27 protein-coding genes are annotated in these 19110 nt (G+C 63.2%); all 27 read right to left on the bottom strand.

All coding sequences use genetic code 11. From position 1 onward, the window contains the following. Nucleotides 1–54 precede the first annotated feature (54 nt). Nucleotides 55–540: a 50S ribosomal protein L15 gene (rplO, locus tag IVA87_RS34855; RefSeq protein WP_247337598.1), complete on the bottom strand. Its 486-nt coding sequence runs from the start codon at nucleotides 538–540 to the stop codon at nucleotides 55–57. Between the two features lie 76 nt (nucleotides 541–616). Beyond that, complete coding sequence (gene rpmD / locus IVA87_RS34850; protein ID WP_011088137.1) at nucleotides 617–811, bottom strand: 50S ribosomal protein L30; 195 nt, start codon at nucleotides 809–811, stop codon at nucleotides 617–619. 24 nt (nucleotides 812–835) lie between these two features. Then, nucleotides 836–1432 (bottom strand): 30S ribosomal protein S5, encoded by a 597-nt coding sequence (rpsE, locus tag IVA87_RS34845; RefSeq protein WP_247306313.1) that lies wholly within the window; start codon nucleotides 1430–1432, stop codon nucleotides 836–838. A gap of 47 nt (nucleotides 1433–1479) precedes the next feature. Continuing rightward, on the bottom strand, nucleotides 1480–1842 hold the full coding sequence (rplR, locus tag IVA87_RS34840; protein WP_247337597.1) for a 50S ribosomal protein L18: 363 nt from the start codon (nucleotides 1840–1842) through the stop codon (nucleotides 1480–1482). Between the two features lie 11 nt (nucleotides 1843–1853). Next, on the bottom strand, nucleotides 1854–2387 hold the full coding sequence (rplF, locus tag IVA87_RS34835; RefSeq protein WP_247337595.1) for a 50S ribosomal protein L6: 534 nt from the start codon (nucleotides 2385–2387) through the stop codon (nucleotides 1854–1856). Between the two features lie 16 nt (nucleotides 2388–2403). Then, a complete protein-coding gene (gene rpsH / locus IVA87_RS34830; protein WP_008549240.1) occupies nucleotides 2404–2802 on the bottom strand; it encodes a 30S ribosomal protein S8 in 399 nt (132 codons plus the stop codon). Between the two features lie 14 nt (nucleotides 2803–2816). Continuing rightward, on the bottom strand, nucleotides 2817–3122 hold the full coding sequence (rpsN, locus tag IVA87_RS34825) for a 30S ribosomal protein S14 (RefSeq protein WP_018647251.1): 306 nt from the start codon (nucleotides 3120–3122) through the stop codon (nucleotides 2817–2819). 46 nt (nucleotides 3123–3168) lie between these two features. Further along, nucleotides 3169–3726 carry a 50S ribosomal protein L5 gene (gene rplE / locus IVA87_RS34820; RefSeq protein WP_247279365.1) on the bottom strand — a complete coding sequence of 186 codons (558 nt, stop codon included), beginning with the start codon at nucleotides 3724–3726 and terminating at the stop codon, nucleotides 3169–3171. Beyond that, on the bottom strand, nucleotides 3719–4033 hold the full coding sequence (gene rplX / locus IVA87_RS34815; RefSeq protein WP_011088142.1) for a 50S ribosomal protein L24: 315 nt from the start codon (nucleotides 4031–4033) through the stop codon (nucleotides 3719–3721). The genes rplE and rplX overlap by 8 nt, the downstream gene beginning before the upstream one ends. Continuing rightward, nucleotides 4033–4401 (bottom strand): 50S ribosomal protein L14, encoded by a 369-nt coding sequence (rplN, locus tag IVA87_RS34810; protein ID WP_008549246.1) that lies wholly within the window; start codon nucleotides 4399–4401, stop codon nucleotides 4033–4035. The genes rplX and rplN overlap by 1 nt, the downstream gene beginning before the upstream one ends. An 83-nt stretch (nucleotides 4402–4484) precedes the next feature. After that, nucleotides 4485–4733, bottom strand: a complete 249-nt coding sequence (gene rpsQ / locus IVA87_RS34805; RefSeq protein ID WP_008549247.1) for a 30S ribosomal protein S17 — start codon at nucleotides 4731–4733, stop codon at nucleotides 4485–4487. A 13-nt stretch (nucleotides 4734–4746) separates the two neighbouring features. Then, entirely contained in the window at nucleotides 4747–4953 is a 207-nt protein-coding gene (gene rpmC, locus IVA87_RS34800; protein WP_011088144.1) for a 50S ribosomal protein L29, read from the bottom strand. A gap of 5 nt (nucleotides 4954–4958) precedes the next feature. Continuing rightward, the gene (rplP, locus tag IVA87_RS34795) at nucleotides 4959–5372 is read right to left on the bottom strand and encodes a 50S ribosomal protein L16 (protein ID WP_018647247.1); all 414 of its coding nucleotides are present in this window, start codon (nucleotides 5370–5372) and stop codon (nucleotides 4959–4961) included. Between the two features lie 30 nt (nucleotides 5373–5402). After that, the gene (rpsC, locus tag IVA87_RS34790; protein ID WP_247279364.1) at nucleotides 5403–6128 is read right to left on the bottom strand and encodes a 30S ribosomal protein S3; all 726 of its coding nucleotides are present in this window, start codon (nucleotides 6126–6128) and stop codon (nucleotides 5403–5405) included. Nucleotides 6129–6145: 17 nt separating this feature from the next. After that, the gene (gene rplV, locus IVA87_RS34785; protein WP_035729589.1) at nucleotides 6146–6535 is read right to left on the bottom strand and encodes a 50S ribosomal protein L22; all 390 of its coding nucleotides are present in this window, start codon (nucleotides 6533–6535) and stop codon (nucleotides 6146–6148) included. 10 nt (nucleotides 6536–6545) lie between these two features. Beyond that, on the bottom strand, nucleotides 6546–6824 hold the full coding sequence (gene rpsS, locus IVA87_RS34780; protein ID WP_008136357.1) for a 30S ribosomal protein S19: 279 nt from the start codon (nucleotides 6822–6824) through the stop codon (nucleotides 6546–6548). A gap of 12 nt (nucleotides 6825–6836) precedes the next feature. Then, nucleotides 6837–7670, bottom strand: a complete 834-nt coding sequence (gene rplB / locus IVA87_RS34775) for a 50S ribosomal protein L2 (RefSeq protein ID WP_247337593.1) — start codon at nucleotides 7668–7670, stop codon at nucleotides 6837–6839. 12 nt (nucleotides 7671–7682) lie between these two features. Then, complete coding sequence (locus IVA87_RS34770) at nucleotides 7683–7985, bottom strand: 50S ribosomal protein L23 (RefSeq protein ID WP_008136362.1); 303 nt, start codon at nucleotides 7983–7985, stop codon at nucleotides 7683–7685. Then, entirely contained in the window at nucleotides 7982–8602 is a 621-nt protein-coding gene (rplD, locus tag IVA87_RS34765; protein WP_018647243.1) for a 50S ribosomal protein L4, read from the bottom strand. The genes IVA87_RS34770 and rplD overlap by 4 nt, the downstream gene beginning before the upstream one ends. A gap of 1 nt (nucleotide 8603) precedes the next feature. Then, a complete protein-coding gene (gene rplC, locus IVA87_RS34760) occupies nucleotides 8604–9317 on the bottom strand; it encodes a 50S ribosomal protein L3 (protein ID WP_247306305.1) in 714 nt (237 codons plus the stop codon). Nucleotides 9318–9369: 52 nt separating this feature from the next. Then, complete coding sequence (gene rpsJ / locus IVA87_RS34755) at nucleotides 9370–9678, bottom strand: 30S ribosomal protein S10 (protein ID WP_002712302.1); 309 nt, start codon at nucleotides 9676–9678, stop codon at nucleotides 9370–9372. An 87-nt stretch (nucleotides 9679–9765) separates the two neighbouring features. Continuing rightward, nucleotides 9766–10956, bottom strand: a complete 1191-nt coding sequence (gene tuf / locus IVA87_RS34750; RefSeq protein WP_211406468.1) for an elongation factor Tu — start codon at nucleotides 10954–10956, stop codon at nucleotides 9766–9768. 40 nt (nucleotides 10957–10996) lie between these two features. Continuing rightward, on the bottom strand, nucleotides 10997–13069 hold the full coding sequence (gene fusA, locus IVA87_RS34745) for an elongation factor G (protein ID WP_247337592.1): 2073 nt from the start codon (nucleotides 13067–13069) through the stop codon (nucleotides 10997–10999). A 33-nt stretch (nucleotides 13070–13102) separates the two neighbouring features. After that, nucleotides 13103–13573, bottom strand: a complete 471-nt coding sequence (gene rpsG / locus IVA87_RS34740; RefSeq protein WP_035709569.1) for a 30S ribosomal protein S7 — start codon at nucleotides 13571–13573, stop codon at nucleotides 13103–13105. Nucleotides 13574–13588: 15 nt separating this feature from the next. Further along, nucleotides 13589–13960, bottom strand: coding sequence for a 30S ribosomal protein S12 (rpsL, locus tag IVA87_RS34735; protein WP_007603006.1), 372 nt, complete (start codon nucleotides 13958–13960; stop codon nucleotides 13589–13591). 891 nt (nucleotides 13961–14851) lie between these two features. Next, entirely contained in the window at nucleotides 14852–16876 is a 2025-nt protein-coding gene (locus IVA87_RS34730) for an ABC transporter ATP-binding protein (protein WP_247337590.1), read from the bottom strand. Between the two features lie 131 nt (nucleotides 16877–17007). Continuing rightward, nucleotides 17008–19068: an FAD-dependent oxidoreductase gene (locus tag IVA87_RS34725; RefSeq protein ID WP_247337588.1), complete on the bottom strand. Its 2061-nt coding sequence runs from the start codon at nucleotides 19066–19068 to the stop codon at nucleotides 17008–17010. Nucleotides 19069–19110 lie beyond the last annotated feature (42 nt).

Raw genomic sequence — 19110 nt, 5'->3', positions numbered from 1 at the left:
TCCATCGTCCCGCATGCGTAAAGGCCCGCGAGGCGCGGGCCAATGACGCAGTTGTTACGCCGCCTTGCCTTCTTCCTTGGCAGGGGCGAGGATCTTCACCGAACCGCCGGCCTTCTCGACCGCCGCGATCGCGGTCTTTGAGGCGCCGTGCGCTTCGATGTTGAGCTTGGACTTGAGTTCGCCGCGGCCGAGCAGCCGCAGGCCGCCCTTGGCGCGGCGCAGCACGCCGCCCTTCACCAGCGCCTCGACGTTCACGACGCTGCCGGCGTCGATCTTCTTGGCATCGACCGCTTCCTGGAGCCGGTCGAGATTGATCTCGGCGAACTCGACGCGGAAGATGTTGTTGAAGCCGCGCTTCGGCAGACGGCGATGCATCGGCATCTGGCCGCCTTCGAAACCCTTGATGCGCACGCCCGAACGCGCGGTCTGGCCCTTGCCGCCGCGGCCCGACTGCTTGCCCTTGCCCGAACCGATGCCGCGGCCGACGCGCATACGCTTCTTGCGCGAGCCGGCGTTGTCGGCGATATCGCTGAGCTTCATCGCCCTTCTCCTTGTGTCTTGCGCACGATCTTCACCGAAAACCGGGTGCCCGCTTTTCGGGATCCTGCGCCGTTTCTTACTTCTCGTCGACGATGCGGACGAGATGGTGAACCTTCTCGATCATGCCGCGGACCGCCGGGGTATCCGGCAGTTCGCTGGTGCGGCCGATCTTGTTGAGCTTGAGCCCGATCAGCGTCGAGCGCTGCGAGTGATGGCGGCGGATCGCGCTGCCGGTCTGCTCGAGCTTGATCGTCTTTGCGGCCTTGGCCATGGGAGTCTACTCCGAAAGCTTCCGTTACTCGGCAGCCGCCTCGGCGTCACCGCCGATACGACGGGACTGGAGGGTGGACACCTTGATGTTGCGGCGCGCAGCAACCGAGCGCGGCGAATCCTGATGCTTCAGCGCGTCGAAGGTCGCACGAACCATGTTGTACGGGTTCGACGAGCCGATCGACTTCGCCACCACGTCCTGGACGCCGAGCGTCTCGAAGACGGCGCGCATCGGGCCACCGGCGATGATGCCGGTGCCGGCCGGAGCGGCACGCAGGTAGACACGGCCCGCGCCATGACGGCCGGCGATGTCGTGATGGAGCGTGCGGCCCTCGCGCAGCGACACGCGAGTCAGGTTGCGCTTGGCGGATTCGGTCGCCTTGCGGATCGCCTCAGGCACTTCGCGCGCCTTGCCGTGACCGAAGCCGGCGCGGCCCTTCTGATCGCCGATCACGACCAGCGCTGCGAAACCGAAGCGCTTGCCGCCCTTGACGACCTTGGCCACGCGGTTGATGTGGACGAGCTTGTCGACGAACTCGCTGTCGCGCTCCTCGCGCTCCCTGCGTTCACGTCCGCCGCCGCGTTGATCGCGTCCACCACGTTGTTCGCGTTCAGCTGCCATGGTTTTTCCAATCCTTCAGAGGCTTGCGCCTCAATCCTCAAATTCTGTTAGAAGCTCAGCCCGCTCTCACGCGCGGCGTCGGCAAGAGCCTTGACGCGCCCGTGATAGAGATAGCTGCCGCGATCGAACACGACTTCTTTGACGCCCCTCTCGGCAGCGCGCTCCGCCAGCAGCTTGCCGACCGCCTTCGCCGCATCGATGTCGGCGCCGGTCTTGCCGCCGTCCCGCATCGACTTCTCGAGCGAAGAGGCAGAGGCCAGCGTCTCGCCCTTGAGGTCGTCGATGACCTGGGCGTAGATGTGCTTGGACGAGCGGAACACCGACAGGCGCGGGCGGCCACCCCCGGAGCGGCGCAGCTTCAGCCGCACACTCCGCTTGCGCCGGGCATTCGTAACCTTGGCTTTCGACATGACCGGCTCCGTTACTTCTTCTTGCCTTCCTTGCGGAAGATGAATTCGCCAACATACTTCACGCCTTTGCCCTTGTAGGGCTCCGGCGGGCGATAGCCGCGGATCTCGGCTGCGACCTGACCAACGCGCTGGACGTCGCTGCCGGTCACCGTGATCTCGGTCGGCTTCGGCACGGTAATCGTGATCCCTTCCGGGATCGGATAGATCACGTCGTGGCTGTAACCGAGCGCGAGCTGCAGGTTCTTGCCCTGCATCGCGGCGCGGTAGCCGACGCCGGTGATCTCGAGCTTCTTCTCGAAGCCCTTGGTGACGCCCTCGACGAGGTTCGCGACCTGAGCGCGAGCGGTGCCGTAAAGCGCCCGCGCGCGATTGGTCTCGAACCGCGGCTTGACCTTGATCTCGCCGCTCTCGAGCTTCACCTCGACGTCGTCATGGACGACGAACTGAAGCTGGCCCTTGGGCCCTTTCATCTTGACGGTCTGCCCTTCAACGGTCGCGGTAACGCCCGACGGAACCGCTACAGGCCTTTTGCCAACACGTGACATGGATCAAAAATCCTTCTCAGAACACCGTGAAGAGGACTTCGCCGCCCACATTCGCGTCGCGCGCGCTGTGGTCGGCCATAATCCCCTTCGGCGTCGACAACACCGAAATGCCGAGTCCGTTGTTGACCCGCGGCAGAGCCTTCACCGAGGCGTAGACACGACGTCCCGGCTTGGAGACCCGTTCGATCTCGCGGATGACGGGCTCGCCGTCGAAATACTTCAGCTCGATCTCGATCTCGCTGCGGCCCGAGGGATGCTCGAGCGTGGCGTAACCGCGGATGTAGCCCTCGGACTTCAGCACCTCGAGCACGTTCTCGCGCATCTTCGAGCCAGGCGTGGAGACCTTGGTCTTGGAGCGCATCTGCGCGTTGCGGATGCGGGTGATCAGATCGCTGATTGGATCGTGCGTAGACATCTAAACGACCCTCCTTACCAGCTCGACTTCACGAGGCCCGGGACCATGCCCTTGGAGCCAAGGTCGCGCAGTGCGATACGGGACAGCTTGTTCTTGCGGTAGTTCGAGCGGGGACGGCCGGACAGCTCGCAACGCAGACGGATCCGGGTCGCCGACGAGTTACGCGGCATTTCCGCCAGCTTCAACGTCGCAGCGAAGCGCTCTTCCATCGGCAGCTTCTTGTCGGCGATGATCGCCTTCAACCGCTCGCGCTTGGCGGCGGCGTTCTTCACCATCCGCTTGCGCCGGTTGTTCTTCTCGACTGAACTCTTCTTTGCCATGCTTGGCTCCTGGGTATCCGCGTTTGAGAGGCTTTAGGTCAGCGTCTCACTGCCGGAACGGGAAATTGAAAGCGGTCAACAAGGCCCTCGCCTCTTCGTCGGTCTTGGCCGTGGTGCAGACGGTGATGTCCATACCGCGGGCTTCCGTGACCTTGTCGAAGTCGATCTCGGGGAAAATGATGTGCTCCTTGATGCCGAGCGAGTAGTTGCCGCGGCCGTCGAAGCTCTTCGGGTTCAGGCCGCGGAAGTCGCGGACGCGCGGCAGCGCGACCGTCACCAGGCGATCGATGAACTCGTACATGCGCGCCTTGCGCAGTGTGACCTTGCAGCCGATCGGCTGATTCTCACGCAGCTTGAAGGTCGCGATCGCGACGCGCGAATAGGTCACGATCGCCTTCTGGCCGGCGATCTGGGTCAATTCGGCAGCGGCGGTCTCGGCCTTCTTGCGATCGTTGACGGAATCGCCAACGCCCATATTTAGCACGACCTTGTCCAGACGCGGAACCTGCATGACGTTCTCGTAACCGAACTTCTCGGTCAGCGCCGTGCGGATCTTCGCATCATATTCCGCGCGCAGGCGCGGCGTGTAAGCGGCCTCAGCCATCGATCTCAGCTCCCGAGCTCTTGGCGATGCGGACCTTCTTGCCGTCCGCCAGAATCTTGAATCCGACGCGGGTCGGCTTTCCGTCCTTGCCGACATACGCGATGTTGGACAGTTGGATCGGCGCCTCTTTCGAGATGATGCCGCCCTCCTGGGCCTGCGTCTGCTTCTGGTGACGCTTGACCATGTTGATGCCGCGCACGAGCGCAGTGCCGGCGTCGGGACGTACCTCGAACACCTCGCCGGTCCGGCCCTTGTCGCGACCGGTCAGCACGACGACCTTGTCGCCCTTGCGGATCTTCGCAGCCATCACAGCACCTCCGGCGCGAGCGAAATGATCTTCATGTGGTTCTTGGCGCGCAGCTCGCGCGGCACGGGCCCGAAGATGCGGGTTCCGACCGGCTCGGCCTGGTTATTGATCAGGACGGCCGCGTTGCGGTCGAAGCGAATCACCGAACCGTCGGCGCGGCGGATGTCCTTGCGGACGCGCACCACGACGGCCTTCATCACGTCGCCCTTCTTCACCTTGCCACGCGGGATGGCTTCCTTGATCGAGACGACGATGATGTCGCCGATCGTGGCGTAGCGGCGCTTGGATCCTCCGAGCACCTTGATACACATGACACGGCGTGCGCCAGAATTGTCGGCCACGTCGAGGTTGGTCTGCATCTGAATCATTGATGCACCTCGTCCTCTTCTCTTTGCGCCAGCCCAGCCGGCGCTCAACATTTCCCTGAAGTCAGTCGGCTAAAGCCAAAAGATCAGGCGCTTTTCTTGTGCTCGCCCCGGATCACGACCCAGCGCTTCAACTTCGAAATCGGCTTCGATTCCTCGATCCACACCACGTCGCCCGGCTTGAACTGGTTGCTCTCGTCGTGCGCGTGATAGTTCTTCGAACGGCGGATCGTCTTCTTGTAGATCGGGTGCGTGAAGCGGCGGTCGACGCGCACCACGATGGTCTTGGCTTGCTTGTCGCTGACGACCACGCCCTGCAAAGTACGTTTCGGCATCTTCGTAAGCCTCTTACTTCTTCTTCGCGCGCGTCTGCGCGGCGACGGTCTTGATCCGGGCGATGTCGCGCCTAGCCTCGCGCAGGCGCGAGGTGTTCTCGAGCTGCCCGGTGGCGCGCTGGAAGCGCAGGTTAAAGCGCTCCTTCTTCAGGTTCAGGATGGCATCATCCTGCTGGTCGGGGCTCATCGCGCGGATGTCTTCGATCTTCATCTGGGCCATGGCCATTACTCCGCAATTCGTTCGACGAAGCGCGTCTTGATCGGCAGCTTGGCGGCCGCCAGGGTCAGCGCCTCGCGCGCGGTCTGGGTGTTGACGCCGTCGATCTCGAACAGCACCCGGCCCGGCTTGACGCGCGCGACCCACAGTTCCGGCGAACCCTTGCCGGAGCCCATGCGGACTTCGGCCGGTTTCTTCGATACCGGAACGTCGGGAAACACGCGGATCCAGACGCGGCCGGCGCGCTTCATGTGGCGGGTCAGCGCGCGGCGGGCGGCTTCGATCTGGCGCGCGGTGACGCGCTCAGGCTCGGTCGCCTTCAGGCCGTACTGGCCGAAAGCCAACGTCGCGCCCGAAGACGCAACGCCGTGGATGCGGCCCTTATGCGCCTTCCGGAACTTCGTTTTCTTAGGTTGCATCATGGCTTTAAGCCCTCAAATTCCTGTGCTGGCTCAGGCTGCAGCCGAATCGCGGCGCTGACGGCCACCACGATCACCACTGCCGCCCGTCTCGCCTTCGGCCATTCTCTTGTCCTGGGCCATCGGATCGTGCTCGAGGATCTCGCCCTTGAAGATCCAGACCTTGACGCCGCACGTGCCGAAGGTTGTGAACGCGGTCGCAACGCCGTAGTCGATGTCGGCGCGCAGCGTGTGCAGCGGCACGCGACCTTCGCGGTACCACTCCATGCGCGCGATTTCCGCACCGCCAAGCCGTCCCGAGCAATTGATGCGGATGCCTTCCGCGCCGAGACGCATCGCCGACTGCACAGCGCGCTTCATGGCGCGGCGGAACGCCACGCGGCGCTCGAGCTGCTGCGCAATCGACTCGGCCACCAGCGTCGCGTCGAGCTCCGGCTTGCGGATCTCGACGATGTTGATGACGACGTCGGACGAGGTAATGTCCGCGACCTTCTTGCGCAGCTTGTCGATGTCGGCGCCCTTCTTGCCAATCACCACGCCCGGACGGGCCGAGTGGATGGTGACGCGGCACTTCTTGTGCGGACGCTCGATCACGATGCGGGCGACGGCGGCCTGCTTGAGTTCCTTGTGCAGGATCTCGCGGATCTTGACGTCCTCGTGCAGCAGCTTGCCGTATTCCTGCTTGCCGGCGAACCAGCGAGAATCCCAGGTCCGGTTGATGCCGAGACGCAGACCGATCGGATTGATCTTTTGACCCATCGTGTTCTCCTGCGCCTTTAAGCGGCTGCTGCTTCGGCTTCGACCTGACGAACGATGATCGTCAGCTGCGAAAATGGTTTGTAGACACGGCCCGAGCGGCCACGGCCGCGGGCGGCGAAGCGCTTCATCACGAGGCCGTTGCCGACGAAAGCCTGCGCCACGACGAGATCATCGACGTCGAGGTCGTGATTGTTCTCGGCATTGGCGATAGCCGATTCCAGGCACTTCTTCACATCGACCGCGATCCGCTTGCGCGAAAACTGCAGGTCGGCGAGCGCGGCAGACGCCTTCCGGCCGCGAATGAGCTGGGCGACCAGGTTGAGCTTCTGCGGGCTTACCCGCAGCATCCGGGCGACCGCCTTGGCCTCGTTGTCGGCGAGGCTCCGTTCGCGCTTAGGTTTGCTCATCGTTTAATCCTCAAGCCTTCTTGGCTTTCTTGTCGCCGGAGTGGCCATGGAAGGTCCGGGTCGGCGAGAACTCGCCGAACTTGTGACCGACCATTTCCTCGTTGACGGCCACCGGCACGTGCTTCTGGCCGTTGTAGACACCGAAGGTCAGGCCGACGAACTGCGGCAGGATCGTCGAGCGACGGCTCCAGATCTTGATGACGTCGTGACGGCCGGACGCGCGCGCGGCATCTGCCTTCTTGAGCAGAGAACCCTCGACGAACGGGCCTTTCCAGACTGAACGAACCATGTCCGGCGTTCCTTACTTCTTCCGCTTGTGGCGGCTTAGGAGAATGAATTTGTTGGTCGACTTGTTGGTGCGGGTCTTCTTGCCCTTGGTCGGCTTGCCCCACGGAGTGACCGGGTGGCGACCGCCCGAGGTACGACCTTCACCACCGCCGTGCGGATGGTCGATCGGGTTCATCGAAACGCCGCGGTTGTGCGGCTTGCGGCCCAGCCAACGGTTGCGGCCGGCCTTGCCGATCGAGGTGTTCATGTGATCCGGGTTCGACACGGCGCCGATCGTGCCACGGCAACGGCCGTGCACCAGGCGCTGCTCGCCCGAGTTCAGGCGGATGATCACGTAGTCCTGGTCGCGACCGACGAGCTGGGCGTAGGTGCCCGCGGAACGGGCGAGCTGACCGCCCTTGCCGATCTTGACTTCGATGTTGTGGATGATCGTGCCGACCGGCATGTTGCCGAGCGGCATGACGTTGCCCGGCTTCACGTCGACGTAGTTGCCGGCAACGACGGAATCACCGACGGCCAGACGCTGTGGCGCCAGGATATAGGCCTGGGTGCCGTCCTGGTACTTGACCAGCGCGATGAACGCGGTGCGGTTCGGATCATATTCGAGCCGCTCAACCGTCGCCGGCGCATCGACCTTGTCGCGCTTGAAGTCGACGGTGCGCAGCGTCTGCTTATGACCACCGCCGCGGAAACGCACGGTGATACGGCCGGTGTTGTTGCGGCCGCCCGAGGAGTGCTTACCCTCGGTGAGCGCCTTGACCGGCTTGCCCTTGTAGAGGGCCGAACGATCGACCATGACCAGCTGGCGCTGGCCCGGCGTCGTGGGATTGAATGTCTTCAGTGCCATCGTCGTACGACCTTACAGACCGGTGGTGACGTCGATCCGGTGGCCCTCTTCGAGGGTCACGATCGCGCGCTTACTGTTCGACTGCGAGCCGAGATTGCCGCGGAAGACCTTGGTCTTGCCCTTGCGGACCAGCGTGTTGACGCTCTTGACCTTGACGTCGAACAGCTTCTCGATCGCTTCCTTGATCTGCGGCTTGGTCGCCTTCGCGGCCACCTTGAACAGCACCTTGTTGTGCTCCGAGGCGATCGTCGCCTTTTCGGTCACGACCGGCGACAGGATCACGTCGTAGTGGCGAGGCTCGATGTTCTTCGTCATTTGAAGCGCGCCTCCAGCGCATCGATGGCGGCCTTGGTCAGAACGAGCTTCTGACGGCGCAGGATGTCATAGACGTTGATGCCCTGGATCGGCAGCACGTCCATGTTCGGGATGTTACGCGCGGCCGCGGCAAATCCGTTGTTGAGCTCGGCACCGTCGATGATCAGCGCGTTGGTGAGTCCCAAGCCCGAGAAGTGACCGAGCAGCGCCTTGGTCTTGGCGGCTTCCAGCGCGGCCTTCTCGATCACGACGAGATCGCCGTCCTTGGCCTTGGCCGAGAGCGCATGCTTCAGCGCGAGCGCGCGGACCTTCTTCGGCAGGTCGGTGGCGTGCGAGCGCACCACCGGGCCGAAGGCACGGCCGCCGCCACGGAACTGCGGCACGCGGGCCGAGCCGTGACGAGCACCGCCGGTGCCCTTCTGCTTGTACATCTTCTTGCCGGTGCGCCAGATCTCGGCGCGGCCCTTGGCCTTGTGCGTGCCGGCCTGGCGCTTGTTGAGCTGCCACTGCACGCAGCGCGCGATGATGTCCTCGCGCGGCTCAAGGCCGAAAATGGCGTCGGAAAGCTGGACCGAGCCGGCTTCCTTACCTTCGAGGGTCGTGACCTTCAATTCCATCTCACGCCTCCTGCGCAGCCGGGGCGGCTTCCGCTTCGCCAGCAACCTTGAACTTGCCGGGCTTCGGAGCTTCCTTCGGCAGCGGCTTCTTGACGGCGTCGCGCACGCGGATCCAGCCGCCCTTGGAGCCGGGAACGGCGCCTTCGACGAGGATCAGGCCGCGCTCGACATCGGTCTGGACGACACGAAGATTGAGCGTGGTGATGCGATCGACACCCATGTGGCCGGGCATCTTCTTGTTCTTCCAGGTCTTGCCGGGGTCCTGACGGCCACCGGTCGAACCGATCGAGCGGTGCGAGATCGACACACCGTGCGTGGCGCGCAGACCGCCGAAGTTCCAGCGCTTCATACCGCCGGCAAACCCCTTACCGACGGAGGTGCCGGTCACGTCGACGAACTGGCCGACGACGAAGTGATCGGCCTGGATCTCGGCGCCGACCGGGATCATGGCATCCGCGGTGACGCGGAATTCCTCGACCCGGCGCTTCGGCTCGACCTTGGCGACGGCGAACTGACCGCGCTCGGCCTTGGGCATGTAAACGGTCTTGCGGCTGCCAGAACCGAGCTGGAGCGCGACGTAACCATTCTTCTCTTCGGTGCGGTGGCCTACGACCTGGCAATTGCCGAGCTTCAGCACGGTCACGGGAATATGTTCGCCGGCCTCCGTGAAGACCCGCGTCATCCCGACCTTTTGTGCGATCACTCCGGAGCGCATCGGCTTGCTTCCTGTTCTTTCTGTCCGCTTGACGCGAACGGGATCCAAAATCTTAGAGCTTGATCTCGACGTCGACACCGGCGGCAAGGTCGAGCTTCATCAAAGCATCGACGGTCTGCGGGGTCGGATCGACGATGTCGAGCAGGCGCTTGTGAGTGCGCATCTCGAACTGTTCGCGGCTCTTCTTGTCGACGTGGGGCGAACGGTTGACGGTGAACTTCTCGATGCGGGTGGGCAGCGGAATGGGTCCGCGGACCTGCGCGCCGGTGCGCTTCGCCGTGTTCACGATCTCACGGGTCGACGTATCGAGGATACGATGGTCGAACGCCTTGAGACGGATACGAATGTTTTGGCCGTTCATTGCCGTGCTTTCTTTGAGTAGAGTGGCGAGTAGCGAGCAGCGAAATAGAATTCCCTATTCGCCACTCACCATTCCCTATTCGCTTGTTTACTCGATGATCGAGGCGACGACGCCGGCACCGACGGTGCGGCCGCCTTCGCGGATCGCGAAGCGGAGCTTCTCCTCCATCGCGATCGGCACGATCAGGTGCACTTCCATCGCGATGTTGTCGCCCGGCATCACCATCTCGGTGCCTTCCGGCAGGTGCACGACACCGGTCACGTCGGTGGTGCGGAAGTAGAACTGCGGACGGTAGTTGGTGAAGAACGGGGTGTGGCGACCGCCCTCTTCCTTGGTGAGGATGTAGGCCTCGGCCTTGAACTTGGTGTGCGGCTTGACCGAACCGGGCTTGGCCAGAACCTGGCCGCGCTCGACGTCCTCGCGCTTGGTGCCGCGGAGCAGCGCGCCGATGTTGTCGCCGGCCTGGCCCTGATCCAGCAGCTTGCGGAACATTTCGACGCCGGTGACGGTGGTCTTCTGGGTCGCGCGCAGACCGACGATCTCGATTTCCTCGCCAACCTTGACGACGCCGCGCTCGACACGGCCGGTCACGACGGTGCCGCGGCCTGAGATCGAGAACACGTCTTCAACCGGCATCAGGAACGGCTGGTCGATCGGACGCTCCGGCTGCGGGATGTACTCGTCGACGTTGCGCATCAGCTCGAGGATGGCGTCGTGGCCGAGCTTCTTGTCGGAATCTTCGAGAGCGGCGAGCGCCGAACCCTTGATGATCGGAATCTTGTCGCCGGGGAATTCGTACTTCGAGAGCAGCTCGCGAACTTCGAGTTCGACGAGCTCGAGCAGCTCCGGATCGTCAACCATGTCGCACTTGTTGAGGAACACGACGAGCGCGGGCACGCCGACCTGACGGGCGAGCAGGATGTGCTCGCGGGTCTGCGGCATCGGGCCGTCAGCGGCCGACACGACCAGGATCGCACCGTCCATCTGGGCGGCGCCGGTGATCATGTTCTTGACGTAGTCGGCGTGGCCGGGGCAGTCGACGTGGGCGTAGTGGCGGTTCTTCGTCTCGTACTCGACGTGGGCGGTCGAGATGGTGATGCCGCGCGCCTTCTCTTCCGGCGCCTTGTCGATCTGGTCGTACGCGGTGAACGTCGCGCCGCCGGTCTCGGCGAGGATCTTGGTGATCGCCGCGGTCAGCGACGTCTTGCCATGGTCGACGTGACCGATGGTGCCGATGTTGCAGTGCGGCTTGTTACGTTCAAACTTTGCTTTGGCCATTTGACTCTCCGTTCAATCGTCAGCTTGAGACCGACGACAATCAGGCAAACTTCTTCTGGACTTCTGCCGACACGTTGGCCGGCGCTTCTGCGTAGTGGTCGAACTGCATGGTGAAGGTCGCGCGACCCTGGCTCATCGAGCGCAGATTGTTCACGTAACCGAACATGTTCATGAGCGGCACCATCGCATTGATGACGTTGGCGTTGCCGCGCATGTCCTGACCCTGGATCTGACCGCGCCGGGAGTTCAGGTCGCCGATGACCGAGCCGGTGTAGTCTTCCGGGGTCACCACTTCGACCTTCATGATCGGCTCGAGCAGGACGGACTTGCCCATCTGGAGCGCTTCGCGGAAGCAGGCGCGCGAGGCGATTTCGAAGGCGAGCGCCGACGAGTCGACGTCGTGATACTTGCCGTCGACGAGCGTCACCTTGACGTCGACCACGGGGAAGCCAGCGACCACGCCCGATGACAGCACGCTCTCCAGGCCCTTCTCGACGCCGGGGATGTATTCCTTCGGCACCGCGCCGCCGACGACCTTCGATTCGAACTCGAAGCCCTTGCCGGGCTCGTTTGGCTCGACGATGAACGACACGGCCGCGAACTGGCCGGTACCGCCGGTCTGCTTCTTGTGGGTGTAGCTGTGCTCCACCCGCTTGGTGATGCGCTCACGGAACGCCACCTGCGGCGCACCGATGTTGGCGTCGACCTTGTAGGTGCGCTTGAGGATGTCGACCTTGATGTCGAGATGAAGTTCGCCCATGCCCTTGAGGATGGTCTGGCCGGACTCGTGGTCGGTCGACACGCGGAAGGACGGATCCTCCGCGGCGAGCTTGGCCAGCGCCACGCCCAGCTTCTCCTGGTCAGCCTTGGACTTCGGCTCGATCGCGATCTCGATAACCGGCTCGGGGAATTCCATCTTCTCCAGGATCACCTGCTTGTCGGGATCGCACAACGTGTCACCGGTGCGCGCTTCCTTCAGGCCGGCCAGCGCGACGATGTCGCCGGCATAGGCTTCCTTGATGTCCTCGCGGTTGTTCGCATGCATCAACAGCATGCGCCCGATGCGCTCCTTCTTCTCGCGGGTCGAGTTCACGACGCCGGTGCCGCTCTGCAGAACGCCGGAGTAGATGCGGCAGAAGGTGATGGTGCCGACGAACGGGTCGTCCATGATCTTGAACGCGAGCAGCGCCAACGGCTCCTTGTCGTCCGCCTTGCGCACGACTTCGTTGCCCTTGTCGTCGGTGCCCTTGATCGCGGGCACATCGAGCGGCGACGGCAGATAGTCGACGACGGCGTCGAGCAGCGGCTGCACGCCCTTGTTCTTGAAGGCCGAGCCGCACAGCACGGGATAGAACGCGCCGGTCAGCACCGCCTTGCGGATCAGCCGCTTCAACGTCGCCTCGTCCGGCTCCTTGCCGTCGAGATAAGCGGCCATGGCGTCGTCGTCGAGCTCGACGGCGGCTTCCACCATCTTCTCGCGGTATTCCTTGGCCTGGTCGACGAGCTCTTCCGGAATGTCGACATAGTCGAATTTCGCGCCGAGCGATTCATCGTTCCAGACGACGCCCTTCATCTTCACGAGGTCGACGAGACCCTTGAAGTTGTTCTCGGCACCGATCGGAAGCTGGATCGCGACGGGCTTGGCGCCGAGGCGATCGACGATGTCAGCCAGGCACTTGAAGAAGTCCGCACCGATCTTGTCCATCTTGTTGGCGAAGACGATGCGCGGAACCTTGTACTTGTCGCCCTGGCGCCAGACCGTCTCGGTCTGGGGCTCGACGCCCTGGTTCGAGTCGAGCACGCAGACGGCGCCGTCGAGCACGCGCAAGCTGCGCTCGACTTCGATGGTGAAGTCGACGTGGCCGGGCGTGTCGATGATGTTCAGGCGCTTGCCGTTCCAGAACGCGGTAGTCGCAGCCGAGGTGATCGTGATGCCACGCTCCTGCTCCTGCTCCATCCAGTCCATCGTCGCGGCACCTTCGTGCACTTCGCCGATCTTGTGGCTCTTGCCGGTGTAATAGAGGATACGCTCGGTCGTCGTCGTCTTGCCGGCGTCGATATGCGCCATGATACCGAAATTACGGTAGTCCTCGATGGCATGTTGGCGGGGCATGGGGTGTTCCTTGCGAGTCCGTTTGTTTCGCCGTTACCAGCGATAGTGCGAGAAGGCGCGGTTGGCTTCCGCCATGCGGTGCACGTCTTCGCGCTTCTTGACGGCGTTCCCCCGGTTGTTCGACGCATCCAAAAGCTCCGCCGAGAGCCGCTCGGTCATCGTCTTCTCGTTGCGCTCGCGCGCGGCCGCGATCAGCCAGCGAATGCCCAGAGCCTGCCGGCGGGTCGAGCGAACCTCGACCGGAACCTGGTAGGTCGCGCCGCCGACGCGGCGGGAACGCACTTCGATCGTCGGCATGACGTTCTCGAGCGCCTGCTCGAACACGCCAAGCGGGTTCTGCTTGGTCTTGGTTTCGATGATACCGAACGCACCGTAGACGATGCCCTCGGCGACCGACTTCTTGCCGGCATACATCACCGAGTTCATGAACTTCGTGACGATGATGTTCCCGAACTTCGGATCGGGAAGGACTTCACGCTTTTCAGCAGAATGGCGACGAGACATGGACGAGGTTCCCGCTTACTTCGGACGCTTGGCGCCGTACTTCGAACGACGCTGCTTACGGTTCTTGACGCCCTGGGTATCCAGAACGCCGCGGAGGATGTGGTAGCGCACGCCGGGCAAGTCCTTGACGCGGCCGCCGCGGATCATGACCACCGAGTGCTCCTGGAGGTTATGACCTTCGCCGGGGATGTAGCCGATCACCTCGAAGCCGTTGGTCAGGCGCACCTTGGCGACCTTACGAAGCGCCGAGTTCGGCTTCTTCGGAGTGGTGGTGTAGACGCGGGTGCAAACACCACGCTTCTGCGGCGACTGCTGCAGCGCCGGCACCTTCTTGCGCGACTTCTGCACTTCCCGCGGTTGAGCGATCAGCTGGTTGATCGTCGGCATCCTGGCCTTACCCTTTGTTCTGCCGCGGCCCCTTCCGGGTCCGCTGTCTTGCCGCGGCCCGTTGCCGGGACCGCAAATTCTTTCGAGCTACCGGCCCGACGGAGCCGCCTTGCGCAGATCAATCCGCACAAAGCGAAATTGCGCCAACCGCTCCATCACCGAGCGGAAAGCGCTTCGACGCCACAGAGGACCGCAGTATTGGACCGGTCAGCACAATGCCGTGGCCCGCGCACTGAGGTCATGCATCCGAGTTCGATCTCATGAGAACGTGCTCAAGAGAACTAAAATCGCACTGGCATTGCCTAGCTATGATCGACAGCGTTTGAGCGGCATTCGTCGAGGTTGGTGCCCGCCTTGGCGACCCCCTGAGGGATCAAACGGGTGGCCCGTTCCGACGCTGGCGATGCTCACCGCCTGTCGTTAAGTGAGGCGCTTTCTATAAGTGAGAATCGATCAAGTCAAGGTGAAACGACAGTCACAAAGCGCTTCAGGCGCCTGCAGAAATAGCCCCTCGGCCACCTCACCGCCCCTGCCTGACATGGGAATGAAGCGCTCGATTTGCTAGGTCCGAAGACAATTATACCCGGACTAAATGTAGCTTTATTACCAAAGTGAGCGTGTTTTCCCGCCCACACACCAATCCGCTGGCTCGTGGCAGGCTTTCCAGCCTTCCGAGGCTTGCCACGATGCCCCGTCTCGCCTGAATTTTCGGCTGGCGTTGGTCGAGCCGCAAGGGGCCGGCGCGGCCAATCCAAGCGCCGAAAATCTGCGGCTTCGCGTCGGCCGAACGCCGTGCATCAGGGAATCACCGACTCGGTGCCGGGGTCCGCGTTCTTGGGCGAGGCGACATGGATCGCGCACGGCGATTCCTTTGCAGCCGAACGACCCCGGTCACTCCTCCTCGTCGTCCTCATCGTCCTCGAGGTCTTCATCCTCGTCATCATCGTCGCTGCCGTCGTCGGCGTAAGCCACCGCGCCATGGGGCTGGTGGACCTGGTCGTTCCACAGCTTGCGATAGGTGCCGTTGCCGGCGAGCAGCTCGGCATGGGAGCCGCGCTCAATCGCCTTGCCCCCTGATATCACGATGATCTCGTCCATCTCGACCACCGAGGTCAGGCGGTGGGTCGACCAGATCATGGTGCGGCCCTTGGCGACCTTCAGCAGCGTGCGGTTGATCGCGGCTTCCGTGGTCTGGTCGAGCGCCGAGGTGGCTTCATCCAGCAGCAGCACCGACGGATTACGGATGATCGCGCGCGCAATCGCGATGCGCTGGCGCTGGCCGCCCGAAAGCGTATCGCCGCGCTCGCCGACCGGGGTGTCGTATCGCTGCGGCAGGCCCATGATGTAGCGGTGGATCTCGGCCTTCTTGGCCGCCTCCTCCACCTCCTCATCGGTTGCGCCCTCCTTGCCGAGCCGGATGTTCTCGCGGATCGACATGTTGAACAGCATGTTCTCCTGAAACACCACCGCCATGCTCCGGCGCAGCGAATCCAGCGTCACCTTGCGGACGTCGACGCCGTCGATGGTGAGGCGGCCTTCGTCGGGCACGTAGAGCCGGAGGATCAGATTGAGCAGCGTGCTCTTGCCGGAGCCGGACGGACCGACGATGGCAATGCGCTTGCCGGCATTGAGCTTGAGGCTGAGATTGTCCAGCACCGGCGTCTGGCTGCCTTCGTATTGGAACGTCACACGGTCGAAGGTGATGTCGTGGGTGATGCGTGGCAGGTCGGGCGCGCCGGGGCGATCGGCGCCGCGCGTCGGTTCGTCGAGCAGTTCCTGAATGTGCCGGATCGCGGCGGCCGAGGAGATCGACACCGGGATGAAATGCATCACATGGGCGATGTTGTAGGAGACTTCCCAGAACGCGCTCTCGAAGGTGACGAAGGTGCCGATCGTGATCTGGCCCTTGGTCGCCAGATATGCGCCGATCGCGAGCACGACCAGGTGCAGGAGCAGCACCGAGATGGTGACCGTCCGCTCCACCATGGTCGACAGGAACGCGGCGGAGGCGATCTTGTTGCGCGTCTCGTCGTTGCGGAAGGTGAAGAAGCCGAACATCTTGCGCTGCAGGCTGAACGCCTTGATCACGGCCTGGGCCGCCACGTTCTCCTGCACCATGCCGAGCAGCGCACTCTCGTTGAGCTTCTGCTCGTAATTGGCCTGCACCGCCTTCGGAGTGAGGATGCGCGGGCCGATCAGCGTGATCGGGAACACCAGCAGCGCGACCGCCGCGAGCTGCCAGTTCAGGAACACCATCAGGATGATGCCGGCGATCAGTTCCAGGAACGGCAGCGCTGCGCTATTTGCAAAGGTCTTGACCGAACCTTCGAAGGCCGAGAGATCGACGGAAAAGCGCGACAGGATCTCGCCGCGCTTGGTGCGGCCGAAATAGGCGGCCGGCAGATCCTGGACGTGCTCGAACAGGCGTTTGCGCACATCGGAAATGATGCAGGCAGCGAGCCGCGCGTCCCAGCGCTCGTACCAGACCGCGACGATCGAGGTGAAGATGCCGGCGACCGCGAGCACGCCGAGGATCTTGTAGAGAGCCTGGAAGTCCTCCTCGCCGAGCGCGTCGTCGATGAGGTACTTCAGGCTGAGCGGCATGATGACGTTGAACAGCGTCTCGACCAAGACGCCGAACGCCACGAATGACAGCATGCGCTTGTAATTGGTCAGATAGGGCCTGACGAACCCGACGATGGTGGCGAGCGCGCCGGCAGCCTCGCGCGCAGTAAAGATGACGAGATCCTCGTCCTCATCGTCCTCATCGAGCTCCAGCTCATCCTTCCCCTTGCCTTCGTCTTCCTCATCGTCCTCGAGGTCCGGCTTGGCGCTGGGGGCGAGCTTGTCGTCGCGCTCGGCCGCCTCTTCCGCGGCGGGCTTCTGTTTGTCGGGCGAGAGGGGCTTGGACGCCATGAAACCAACCGATGCTGACGGCCGGCATGACCGCAGAGAAAGCAGGAATAGCGGCAACCGCTATTGCACCGATTCTATGCGATCAAGATGAATTCGGCAAAACAATTGGCAGATCCGGGGGGCGCGGCTTGCTAGTCGTCGTCCTCGTCCTTGACCTTGTCGAAGAAGGAATAGCGCAAGCTGTCAGCGTCGGCATACCACTGGCCCGGCCCCTTGTTGGCGGCGAGCGTGGCCTCCCAGAGCGCATCGGTGCAGTCCTTGCGGTGCATCGACAGATCGAAGCCGTTGCCGAAGAACAGTTCGGACCATTCCCACCAGGTGCCGAGCTTCTTGACCCCGCGCAGCAGGTCGTAGCGGTCGATCAGTGCCGGCGCCATGTCCGAGGTGATCGAGCCGAACACGACGCCGGTCTTGACCACACGATTCAGCTCGCGGATCGCGCGGGCCACCTGTTTCGGGGAAACGTGGCAGAGGCTGGTCTCGAACACGAAGTCGAACGCACCCTCCTTGAACGGCATGTCTGTGATCGAGCCGAGCTTGTTGTACTTCTTCAGTGCCTTCGGCGTCTTGGCATGAATGGCGCGGTTGTTCTCGATTCCCCATGCATCGATGCCGCGATCGCGCAGTGCACCGACCAGCTCGCCGCTGGCGGAGCCCGCGACCAGCAGCTTGGCGCCCTTCGCCTCGCCCCAGACGATGCCGACCAGCTTGGTGAGATAATCGGGATCGGTGAAGTGGCGCCACGCCTCGTGATAGGGACCGAGGCCGCGATAGTTCTCGAAATAATCGCGGTCGATCTTGTCGGAGCGCGGCTTGTCCTCCTGCGCGCGCTCGCGGCGCAGCCGCATCATCTCGGTCAGAATGATGTCGGTCGCCGCATCCGAGGAGTCGAGCAGACCGTTCAACGTCGAGTCAAACAGATAGTCGCCGACCACGACGATGCCGGGATGCTCCTTCGGCTCGGGCCGGTGATTGGTCATCACGTCGCGCACCGGCAGACCGCCCGGCAACGCGTTCACCGACGACAGCCAGCGGTGGATCTTGCCTTCCATGAAATGCGAACGCGCGTTGCCGAGGAATGCCGGCAGCGATTTCAGCGCCGCGTCGATCAGCTCCTGGTCCGACAGATTGGCAAAGGCCAGCGCGTCAGAGCCGGCAATGAGCCAGTTCAAGACGCCATGCTTGCCGACGTCATGGCGCGCGCCCTCGTTGTAGACGCAGCAGCCGCCGAAGGCCTCCGACATGAACCAGGCGCCGGAAATCTTCTCGCCCCAGAACGGCTCGTCGAACAGGATCGAGACGCGCAGGTAATGCGCGGGGCGGTCGAAGTAAGAGACGTGCTTGACCATCGACTTGCGCAGCTGCTCGCCTTCCCAGCCGACGGTGGCGAGCCAGGAATGCGGCAGGCACATCAGCACGAGATCGAAATCGCGCGTCTCGGGCCCCCTGCCGTTCATCATCTTGAGCTGGTAGCGACCGGTCGGCGCCTTGCCGACGGTGAGCACCCGGTGGTTGAGCTGAATGTCGGCATTGACTTCCGACTGCAGGCACTCGATCAGCTGCTCGTTGCCGTTCTGGATGGAATAGAGGCCGATATAGCCGTCGACGTCCATCAGATAGTTCTTGAGCGCATTGAGGCCGTTGGTGTTGTGGCTCTCGGTCGCAATGTCCGAGCGCGCCATGACCTTGAAGAAACGCTTTGCCGTCTCGTCCTCGACCTCCTCGTCGAGCACCTGCTCGGCGGTCTTGTAGGCCCAGGGGTTCTCGTTGTCGTGCGCGCCGACGCCCTCGTAATATTCGATCGGCGACATCACCTCGGTACAGCGCTTGCGGAATGCTTCGATCGCGGCCGCGGTCTTGGCGCCGAATTTACGGCGCATGCCCGCGACGTCGTTGAGGAGCTCGCCGCCGAACTGCACCTGCTCGGCATCCATCGGAATGGTCTGCAGCCCGAAATGCTGGATCAGCTCGCGCAGCGGATCGGGGCCGGTCATCGAGTAGTCGTAGATCTCGGCCACGCCGGCCTCGTACATCGCGGGCGCAGAATCGAATTTGCGCGTGACGATCTTGCCGCCGAGCCGATCGGATGCCTCGAAGATGGTGACGCGGCAGAGGTCGCCGAGCTTGCGCTTCAGATACCAAGCGCTCATCAGCCCGCCGGGGCCGCCGCCTACGATTGCAAGATCAAGCATGTGAGTTCCGTGGTCTCCGGCCCTGCCCCCGACACGGGACCA

The sequence above is a fragment of the Bradyrhizobium sp. 147 genome (assembly GCF_023073935.1).
Taxonomy (GTDB): Bacteria; Pseudomonadota; Alphaproteobacteria; order Rhizobiales; family Xanthobacteraceae; genus Bradyrhizobium.
This window is presented reverse-complemented; position numbering and strand designations above follow the sequence as displayed.